Origin of the sequence: Kitasatospora sp. NPDC057542 (assembly GCF_042801945.1) — a bacterium.
Taxonomy (GTDB): domain Bacteria; phylum Actinomycetota; class Actinomycetes; order Streptomycetales; family Streptomycetaceae; genus Kitasatospora.
In genome coordinates, this window is the sequence record NZ_JBHVFE010000058.1 from 19,488 (window position 1) to 29,105 (window position 9,618).

The 9,618-nt window shown below is 73.2% G+C and carries 8 protein-coding genes; 5 read left to right on the forward strand and 3 right to left on the reverse strand.

Going from position 1 to position 9,618, the window contains the following annotated elements:
* Positions 1-37: 37 nt before the first annotated feature.
* The gene (locus ACFU7Y_RS10565; protein ID WP_224280903.1) at positions 38-1,045 is read right to left on the reverse strand and encodes an ATP-grasp domain-containing protein; all 1,008 of its coding nucleotides are present in this window, start codon (positions 1,043-1,045) and stop codon (positions 38-40) included.
* 123 nt (positions 1,046-1,168) lie between these two features.
* Between ACFU7Y_RS10565 and ACFU7Y_RS10570 the strand changes: the two genes are divergently transcribed.
* Positions 1,169-1,720, forward strand: coding sequence for an NUDIX hydrolase (locus ACFU7Y_RS10570; protein WP_224280902.1), 552 nt, complete (start codon positions 1,169-1,171; stop codon positions 1,718-1,720).
* Between the two features lie 110 nt (positions 1,721-1,830).
* Here the strand turns inward: ACFU7Y_RS10570 and ACFU7Y_RS10575 are convergent, their stop codons facing one another.
* The gene (locus tag ACFU7Y_RS10575) at positions 1,831-3,033 is read right to left on the reverse strand and encodes a hypothetical protein (RefSeq protein WP_380767379.1); all 1,203 of its coding nucleotides are present in this window, start codon (positions 3,031-3,033) and stop codon (positions 1,831-1,833) included.
* Between the two features lie 214 nt (positions 3,034-3,247).
* Complete coding sequence (locus ACFU7Y_RS10580; protein ID WP_224283565.1) at positions 3,248-4,351, reverse strand: ABC transporter substrate-binding protein; 1,104 nt, start codon at positions 4,349-4,351, stop codon at positions 3,248-3,250.
* 324 nt (positions 4,352-4,675) lie between these two features.
* On the opposite strand from ACFU7Y_RS10580, the gene ACFU7Y_RS10585 reads away from it, so the two are divergent.
* From ACFU7Y_RS10585 to ACFU7Y_RS10600, 4 genes are all read left to right on the forward strand, one after another.
* Positions 4,676-6,250, forward strand: coding sequence for an APC family permease (locus tag ACFU7Y_RS10585; RefSeq protein WP_224283568.1), 1,575 nt, complete (start codon positions 4,676-4,678; stop codon positions 6,248-6,250).
* Positions 6,251-6,453: 203 nt separating this feature from the next.
* Positions 6,454-7,503, forward strand: a complete 1,050-nt coding sequence (gene trpS / locus ACFU7Y_RS10590) for a tryptophan--tRNA ligase (RefSeq protein ID WP_224283569.1) — start codon at positions 6,454-6,456, stop codon at positions 7,501-7,503.
* A 212-nt stretch (positions 7,504-7,715) separates the two neighbouring features.
* Positions 7,716-8,672 (forward strand): LD-carboxypeptidase, encoded by a 957-nt coding sequence (locus ACFU7Y_RS10595; RefSeq protein WP_224283566.1) that lies wholly within the window; start codon positions 7,716-7,718, stop codon positions 8,670-8,672.
* Positions 8,673-8,729: 57 nt separating this feature from the next.
* Positions 8,730-9,404: a nucleoside/nucleotide kinase family protein gene (locus tag ACFU7Y_RS10600; protein ID WP_224283567.1), complete on the forward strand. Its 675-nt coding sequence runs from the start codon at positions 8,730-8,732 to the stop codon at positions 9,402-9,404.
* Positions 9,405-9,618 lie beyond the last annotated feature (214 nt).

The following is a 9,618-nucleotide window of genomic DNA, read 5'->3' on the forward strand; positions in this document are numbered from 1 at the left end:
CCCGCGAGCCGCCTGACGTCCCTTCACCTGCGGATCGTCAGGCGGCGATCAGCGAGGCCAGCAGCGCCGAGGCGTCGATGCCCCGGGGCAGGTCGCTCACCTGCCCGTCCCCGACCTCGACCACCCGCCAGCCGGAGCCGTCCGCCCGGCTGGCGAGGTCGGTGGTGACGAAGCGGCAGCCGAGCCTGCGGACCAGCGCCGGAACCTCGGTGAGGTCGGGCTCGACGGCCTGGCGCGGGGCGTCCGGGTGCGGCCCGACCAGGACGGGCCGGCCGTCCAACCACCACACCCGGGCCTCCACGGCCCGCCCACCGGCCCCCGGTCCGCCGCCGTCCGCGCGCTCCGGACCGGCCGCACCGGCTGCACCGGCCGGCCCGCTCGTACCGGCCATCCCGCTCGTACCGTTCGTGCCGACCGGGCCGTCCGCCGGGAAGCCCGCGCCTTCGAACTCCTCGTACTGCCGCAGCACCACACCGCCCGCCAGGAACTCGCCCTGCAGTTCGACGAACCGTTCCACCACCCGGCCGACGGCCGCCAGGTCGGACAACTCGGGCACGTAGCAGGCCTCGCGCCACTCGTGCTTGCGCGACTTCACGTAGTCCTTGACGATCGCCGGGCCGCGCCCACCGAGCCGGGCCGCGGCCTCCGCCAGCTCCGCCGGCCCTGGCGCCGCCGGCCCGTCGGACGGGATCCACGCACTGGCCGGGGTCGCGCCCTCGAACACGCCGTACCAGCCCGGCAGTTCGTGGGCCGCCGCGTACCCGGGCGCGCTGGTCAGCAGGTTGCCGCCGCGGGCGGTGAGCGCGGCGGCGAAGTCGGCGTACCGGGCGGATGGCAGCATCCAACCCCGGTACCAGAGCGGGCCGCTGTCCCGCGGAACCCGCCGGACCGCCTCCTCGGCCCGCCCGGCGAGCAGCCCGTCATGGTCGACCAGGTGGTGCTCGCCGCCCAACTCCCGCAGCATCCTGGCCTCCCAGGCGAAGTGCGGGTCGGGCCGGCGCGGGTTGAGCGGATCGGCGGGGAAGATGATCGCGGGTACGGGCATGGCCGTCAGGGTACGGCCGCTCGGCGGGTCGTGCGCCCGCCACGACGGACCGGCCGGCTCAAGCACCCGACCGGAGTGCCGAATCCGCTCGACGCCCCTGCCGGCTGCTGCGAGAGTGACCCGATGCGAAATCTGCTGCGTCAGCGCAAACGCAAGCCGAGGCAGGCCGCCCGCACGGTGGTCCTGGACGAGAACGGCTCGGTCTTCCTGCTCCGTTCGGACAACGACGAGGTCGGCGTGCACTGGGCCATGCCGGGCGGCGGACTGGAGCCGGGTGAGACCCCGTGGGACGGCGCCCGGCGCGAGCTGTGGGAGGAGACGGGCTGGAGCGACCTCGAACCCGGCCCGCTGCTCTGCACCTGGGAGCACGACTTCACCTGGCACGGCACTCCGGTCCGCCAGCACGAGCACATCTACCTCACCGGCGGCCCGCACCGCGGCCCGGTCGGCGACGTCAGCGAGGTGCACGCCGTCGACCGGATCCTGGACTGGCGGTGGTGGACCCCGGCCGACCTCGCGGACGAGAACGCCGACGCGCTCTGGCCGCCCGCACTGCCGGAACTGCTGGACGCGGTCCGCGCGGGCTGGGCCGTGGACGGGCGGCCGCCGGTGCCCGTCGACCTCGGGTACGTCCCGAACGCCCCGGTCACCCGTCAGCCCGATCAGGCCCGTTAGCCCGGTCACCCGTCAGCCCGATCAGGCCCGATAGCCCGGTCAGGCCTGCCGGACCCGTCGGGCCCACGACGCCCGCGCTGCCCATCGCCGGACGGCGCCCGGCGGAGCGGCTACGTGCGCCTGCCGCGCCGGGTCCGCCCGGCCGGAGCGGACTCCCAGCCGTGCAGCTCCAGCTCCCGGTCGTGCAGTGCGGCGGGGTTCATCAGCACCGTCAGCTGTGCGCCGGCCAGTTGTTCGAAGCCGAGTCCGGTCGCGGACAGCAGCTGCTCGGTCGACACCGAGACGGCGATGGCGGGCCGCCAGGAGGGCAGCACCACCAGACAGGTGCCGTGGCCGACCCGGATCGGCTCGGCCGCCACCCGGACGGGTGCGCGCTCCTCCGGCCGGCCGAGGCCCTCGGCCGGCACGGGGCTGCCGCCGATCAGGATGCCGAGCGGCGGTTCGGCCCACGAGGCTCCGGCGGCGGGGCCGGTGGCAGCCGGGCCGGCCCCACCGGAGCCCCCGACGCCGATACCGGCTCCGGCTCCGGCCTCGAACGACGGCGCCTGCGTCGCCGCACCGGCCGTACCGGCGCGTTCGTCCGCCCGCCCGGTGGCATCCGGCAGATCCGTCCTGTTCGGGCCGGTCGCGGCCGTCTCCCGTGCGGTCGCCCCCTGCCCGGTCTGGACGGCCTGCGGGTGCATCCGGCGCAGTCGCCGCGAGGGCGACGGCCGCCGGGACCCCAGGATCCGCGGCTCTTCGTGCACCGGACGCGGCGCCGGCACGGACGGGCCACCCTCCGGCGGCGCGGCGGCGGGCCCGAACCGGACGAACCCGGCCTCGGCCCCGACCCCTTCCGGCCCGTCGGGGGTGCCGGTTGCTCCGGCAGCACCGTCGGTGGAAGCGCCGGGCACGGCCGGACCGTCCGCGGCCAGGCCGAGCAGAGCCCGCACCTCCGCGGCCGGTCGGCGGCACGCGTCCGCCAGTTCGGCGACGGAGCGGCCCTGGGCGTGCGCGGCCCGCAGCCGGTCGGTGAACGCCGCCCGCAGCCGCGACGTGGTCGGATCGCCGTCGGTCTCCGGGCCGGCTGCCGGCGCGTCGTTCCGGCTGCGCGGTTGCGGCACCGAGTCGTGGCGCGCCGCACCGTCCTGGCGCGCCGCCCCCTCCGGGGAGCCGGGCGAGGCCGCACCGGGCTCGGCGGCGGACGCGATCGAGCACATCGGGACGGCCGCGGCGGGCGGGCCGGGCTCGGCGGACGGGGGTGAGGATCCGGCACTGTCCCCGGGCGGGCCGGGCAGGGACGGGGCGGTTGCGGCGGGGTGGAGCGAGGTCATCTGCGGGCCCTTCGGGGAACGGTCCCGACGATCCTCCCGCACCACGCGATCAGCTCCAAGCGTCGGACCCGACGGTGTGCGCGACACCACCGCGGGATCGGTGCGGGATGAGCGGGGGATCGCCCAAGACAGCGCTGGGCGAACACCGTTGCCACACGACCGGAACGGCGTCCTGTTCTGCGTGCCGACCCCGCCCCTGCCCCGCCGGTCAGTATCAACTTCCGGGCGCCACAAAGCCCTTGAGGTCGGTGAGCACCGCGTTCGCCGCCATCACGCCGAGCCCGAGGAACCAGGTCTCGTCCGAAACCGGCCGGGCCTGACCGGACTTGACCGCTCCGAGCGTCTTCCAGAGCGCGCCGCCCAGCACCGCGTCCTGGTTGGTCGAGCTGGGGCTGCCGTACACGCCGTAGAAGATCCAGTCGGCGTCGGCCTTGTCGATCTGCTCCGGGCTGACCTCCACCGCGAGCTCCCGGACCTGCTCGATCCCGGGCTGCGGCAGCGGCACGTCGGTGAGGATGGTGCCGATGAAGGAGAGCTCGGCGTAGAGCCGGGTCCGGCCCGGCATGAAGCGCAGCGGCGTGATGGTGGGCCGCTTGTCACCGAGCTTCGCGCCGATCGCCGCGGCCGCCGCCTGGTACGCGTCGAGCTGCGTCCCGGCCTCGGCCTCCAGGCCGAACGCACTCGCGTTGAGCAGGAAGTTCTGCTTCCAGGGGTAGCCGGGGCGCAGCGAGAAGACGGTCGGCGCGATCTTGGACAGCTGTACGTACTGGTCCTGGGCGCGCAGCTGGCTGCCGAGGATCAGGTCCGGCTTGAGCGCGGCGATCGCCTCCAGGTTGAGGCTGTTGATGGTGCCGACGGCGGCAGGGCTGCCGGCCTTGTCCTTGAGGTAGGACGGCAGGGACTTGGAACCGTCGGTGTGCACGACGCCGACCGGCTGGATGCCGAGGGCGACGACGTTGTCGAGCTCGCCGGTGTCCAGCACCACGACGCGGGTGGGCCTGGCCGGGATGACGGTCTCGCCCATCGCGTGCTTGAGGGTGCGCGGGTAGACGCCGGGGGCGGCGTCGGTGCCGAAGCCCTTCATCTTCTCGATCACGGTGGCGTAGTCGTCGCCGCCCTGCTTGACCGACTTCTGGTTCGGGGAGGAGCCGCCGCCCGGGGTCGAATCGGCGCTGCCGCCCGATCCGCCCGATCCGCCACAGGCGGTGAGCAGCCCGCCGAGGCCGAGCACCGCGCCTCCGGCGATCCCTGCGGTGAGGAACCTGCGGCGGGTGGCGGTGCGGGGGAGGAGGGCCTGGTCGTCGGAGGTGGTGGGCACGCGACGCTCCTTCGCGATCGAAATTAGGTTAGGCAAACCTATCTGAACTCGAAGGCGGCGGGGTCGCGACCCCTCCGTGCCGGGAGGGCAAACTATGACGAACCTTGGCAAAAGGAAGAAATTTTCTTGGCTCAGATCCTTTGAAACAAAGGTACATGGGCTAACAAGGCGTGAATGCATCGACTCAGTCGGCCTCCATGGGGACGAATCGAAGCACGTGGTTTAGATCACCAAGGGTTGGTCTACTCAACCTTCCATGCCCGGATCTAGGGTGCGCTGGTGTTTGATCAGCAGCTCTCAGAGCACACGAGCAGCGGCCGGGCAATGGCGCCCGGCGCTCCGCAGGGTGCCCCGGTCAGTGGCATCAGTGGTGGGGTCCCCGCCGATCAGGGGACCGCTGGGGGAGCGGGGGACAAGGGTCTACGGGGCGGTTCCGTCGGCCTGCTGAGCAGCGTGGTGCTGGGCGTCTCGACGGTCGCCCCGGTCTACTGCCTGACCGCCACGCTCGGTCCGACCGTCACCGCGGTCGGCGTCCAGATGCCTGCGGTGTTCCTGGCGGGCTTCCTGCCGATGCTGCTCGTCGCGTTCGCGTACAAGGAGCTGAACAAGGACTTCCCGGACTGCGGCACGTCCTTCACCTGGGGCGTCCGGGCCTTCGGCCCCCGGATCGGCTGGATGGCCGGCTGGGGCCTGACGGTGGCGACCATCATCGTGCTCTCCAACCTGGCCGGGGTCGCGACCGACTTCCTGTACCTGATGCTGGGGGAGATGACCGGCAGCAGCTGGGTCACCGAACTCGACCAGAACAAGGCCGTCCACCTGCTCACCGTGGTCCTGCTGATCGCCGGCGCCACCGCGATGAGCTACCGGGGGATGACCGCCACCAAGTGGTTCCAGTACAGCCTGGTCGGCCTCCAGCTGGCCGTGCTGCTGCTCTTCTCCGCCATCGCCATCGGCAAGGCCGCCTCCGGCGACCTGCCCGACTCGATCGGCTTCTCGCTCTCCTGGCTCAACCCGCTCGAAGTCGACTCGTTCAGCGCGTTCACCGCCGGACTGTCGCTGTCGATCTTCATGTACTGGGGCTGGGACACCTGCCTGACCATGAACGAGGAGACGCAGGGCAGCGCCAAGACCCCCGGCCGCGCCGCGATGATCTCCATGGTCACCCTGGTCGGCTCGTACCTGCTGGTCGCGATCGCCTCCCAGATGTTCGCGGGCGTCGGCACCACCGGCAACGGTCTCGGCAACCCGGCCACCGCCGACAACGTCTTCGCCGCGCTGGCCCGCCCGGTGCTCGGCTCGCCGTGGAGCATCCTGCTCTTCCTGGCCGTCGTCGCCAGCGCCGCCGCCAGCCTGCAGACCACCTTCATCCCGGTGGCCCGCACCCTGCTCGCGATGAGCGCCTACCGCGCCGTGCCACCGCGCTTCGGCGCCGTCCACCCGCGCTACCGCACCCCGGGCTACGCCACCGTCGCGGCGGGCATCGCCACCGCGGTCTTCTACGTCGGCATGAGCCTGATCAGCGAGAACGTCGTCCAGGACACCATCCTGGCGCTCGGCTTGATGATCTGCTTCTACTACGCGCTGACCGCCTTCGCCTGCGTCTGGTACTTCCGCCGCTCGCTGCGCACCGGTGCCCGCGACCTGCTGCTCAAGGGCGTCGCCCCGTTCCTCGGCGGCGTGCTGCTCAGCGCGGTCTTCCTGCAGACCCTCACCGACGCCTGGGCCCCCGACTACGGCAGCGGTTCGGTCTTCGGCATCGGTTCGGTCTTCGTGATCGGCGTCGGCATCCTGCTGCTCGGCGCCGGGCTGATGACCTGGTACGGCTTCATCCGGCCGGAGTTCTTCCGCGGCGAGACGCTGCGCAAGGACACCCCGGCGCTGGTCGTGGAGGACTGACGCCACTACTGTTGGGCGCATGAAGCGCTTCGTGGGCCTGTGCTGGTGGCCGTCCTAGGACGGCCACCCCACTCGCCTGACCCAGGGCCGTCCGGGATGGACGGCCCTGCTGCGTTTTCCGCGCTCCCCGCAGGACGGGCCCCTCGCCCCGGACGGCCGCCACCACCGCCGCACCGAGGAGAGAGACCTTGACCACCGAGACCATCGCCGCCGCCGCGGCTCCCGTTCGCGCCGCCGTCCCCGTTCCGTCCGACGACCCGACTGCCCACCGCGTCCTCACCGGGGACCGCCCCACCGGACCGCTCCACCTCGGCCACTACTTCGGCACCCTGCGCAACCGGGTCCGGCTCCAGGACCAGGGCGTCGAGATGTTCGTCGTGGTCGCCGACTACCAGGTCATCACCGACCGCGACCTCGCCGACCGGCTTGCCGAGCACACCGAGAACCTCGTCCTCGACTACCTCGCCGCCGGCCTCGACCCCGAGCGGGCGACGATCTTCCCGCACAGCGCCGTCCCCGCCCTCAACCAGCTGCTGCTTCCCTTCCTCAGCCTGGTCAGCGTCGCCGAACTGGGCCGCAACCCCACCGTCAAGGACGAGATCGCCCACTCCCGGCAGTCCGCCGTCAGCGGCCTGATGTTCACGTACCCCGTCCACCAGGCCGCCGACATCCTCTTCTGCAAGGCCGACCTGGTGCCGGTCGGCCAGGACCAGCTGCCCCACCTCGAAGTCGCCCGCACCGTCGCCCGCCGGTTCAACGAGCGCTACCCGCACGCCGACGGCCGCGCCGTCTTCCCCCGCCCGCAGGCCCTGCTCTCCGACGCCCCGATGCTGCTCGGCACCGACGGCGGCAAGATGAGCAAGAGCCGGGGCAACGCCGTCGCCCTCGGCGCCACCGAGGACGAGACCGCCCGGATCATCCGCGGTGCGAGGACCGACGCCGACCGCCGGATCGGCTACGACCCGGTCAACCGGCCCGAGGTCTCCAGCCTCGTCCTGCTCGCCGCGCTCTGCCAGGACCGCGCCCCCGAGGCCGTCGCCGAGGAGATCGGCGACGGCGGCGCCGCCGCGCTCAAGCGCACCGTCACCGAGTCCGTCAACGAGTTCCTCCGCCCGATGCGCGCCCGCCGGGCCGAACTCGCCGCCGACCGGGGCCACCTGCGGCAGGTCCTGCGCGACGGCGCCGAGCACGCCAACGCCGTCGCCGACGCCACCCTCACCGAGGTCCGGGAGGTGATGGGGGCGGTGATCTGAAGAGCACCCACCGCCCGCCCTTCCCGAGCGCGACGGAGTCTGCAGGAGCCTGCCGGGTCCCCCGTCGGGACCTGCCGACCCGCGGACCGCATCCGGCGGACGCCGACCGGCGGACATCGGCCGGTTGACACGGGGCATATCGTCACCGGGCGGTCGCGGCCACAGCGCGACCGCCCGCACCCCGCTCCCGCGCCCGAAAGGTGGCCCGGCCCATGGACCAGCACCCGACCACACCCGGCCAGGGACTGACCCGCCCGCCGCACCTGCGACCCGGCGACCACATCACCGTCGTCGCCCCCAGCGGCCCCATCGACGCCGAACGCCTCACCGCAGGGTGCGCGATCCTCCGCTCCTGGGGGCTGCGCGTCACCGTTGCCCCGCACGTCCTCGACACCCACTCCTCCCTCGGCTACCTGGCCGGCACCGACGCCGATCGTGCCGGCGACCTCCAGTCCGCCTGGGTCGACCCCACCGTCGACGCCGTCATCTGCGCCCGCGGCGGGTACGGCGTGCACCGCATGCTCGACCTGCTGGACTGGACCGCGATGCGCGCCGCCGGGCCCAAGCCCTTCATCGGCTTCAGCGACGTCAGCTCCCTGCACGAGGCCTTCGCCCAGCGCCTCGGCCTCGCCACCCTCTACGGACCGCTGGCCGCCGGCGCCTCCTTCGTCTCCGACAGCCCGACCGCCGAGCACCTGCGCCGCACCCTCTTCGACCCTGCCGCCACCACCGTCCTCACCTCACCCACCGCCGCCCCGCTCGTTCCCGGCCAGGCCCGCGGCGTCACGGCCGGTGGCTGCCTCCACGTCCTCACCGCCGAGCGCGGCACGCCCGCCGCCCGGCCCTCCTACGAGGGCGGCATCCTGCTGCTCGAAGACGTGAACGAGCACCCCTACCAGCTCGACCGGCTGCTCACCCAGCTCCTGCGCTCCGGCGCCCTCGACGGCGTGGCCGGCCTGGCCCTCGGCTCCTGGGAGGGCTGCGGACGGCCCGAGCGGGTCCGGGACGTGATGCTCGACCGGCTCGGCGGGCTCGGCGTCCCCGTGCTCTGGGAGCTGGGCTTCGGCCACTGCCCGTCCACCCTCACCGTCCCGCTCGGCGTTCCCGCCCTGCTCGACGCCGACGCCGGCACCCTCACCCTCGACCTGCCCGCCCTCGCCGACCGCTGAGCCGATCCGGCCCGGCGAGCCCTGCCCGGGACGGGGCGCCCTGAGTAAGGTGCGGCCATGAACGAGGACCGCCTCACCGCCCTCGCCCTCGGCTTCCTCCGGGGCCGGGGCAGCAACGCCCGCACGATCCTCGGACTTGCCGGCCCGCCCGGTGCCGGCAAGTCCACCCTGGCCCGCCACCTGGTCACCGAGGTCGAGCGCGCCGAAGGCCCCGGCACCGCCGCCTACGTCCCGCTCGACGGCTTCCACCTCTCCGGCGCCCAGCTCGACCGCCTTGGCCTGACCCGGCGCAAGGGCGCCCCGGCCACCTTCGACGCCCACGGCTACGTCGCCCTGCTGCGCCGCATCGCCGACGACCGCTTCCAGGACATCTACGTCCCGGACTTCGACCGCGCCCTGGACGAACCGGTCGCCGCCCGCCATGTAGTCCGCCCGCACACCCGGCTCGTCATCACCGAGGGCAACTACCTCGCCTCCGCCGACGCACCCTGGCCCGACGCCCGCCGGCTGCTGCACGAGCTCTGGTACGTGCACACCGACGACGACGTCCGCGAGGAGCGCCTGCTGCGGCGACACCGCGACGGCGGCCGCGACGAGGCCACCGCCTGCCGCTGGGTCACCGGCAACGACCACCCCAACGGCGAGTACGTGAAGCCCGGCCGGGCGCTCTGCACCCGGACCGTCTCAGGCGCGGGTTTGCCTCCGGTGTCGGAGAGGGGTAGTGTTCTCTAGTCGCTCGGCAGGGAGCACCGGACACGCGTCTGCGCGGACGGTCCCGGAGCGGCCAATCCCCTGAAACACCACCTCCCGGTTCGTGCCGGTCGTTTTCGCTTTTTCGCTTTTCCGCGTGACGGCCTGGTGCGTATTCGGCGTGCGCGTTTTATCGGGTTGCGGTCGGATTCGCTTTTCGGAGCGGAGATCGGCTAGAGTTTGAAACGTCGGACGG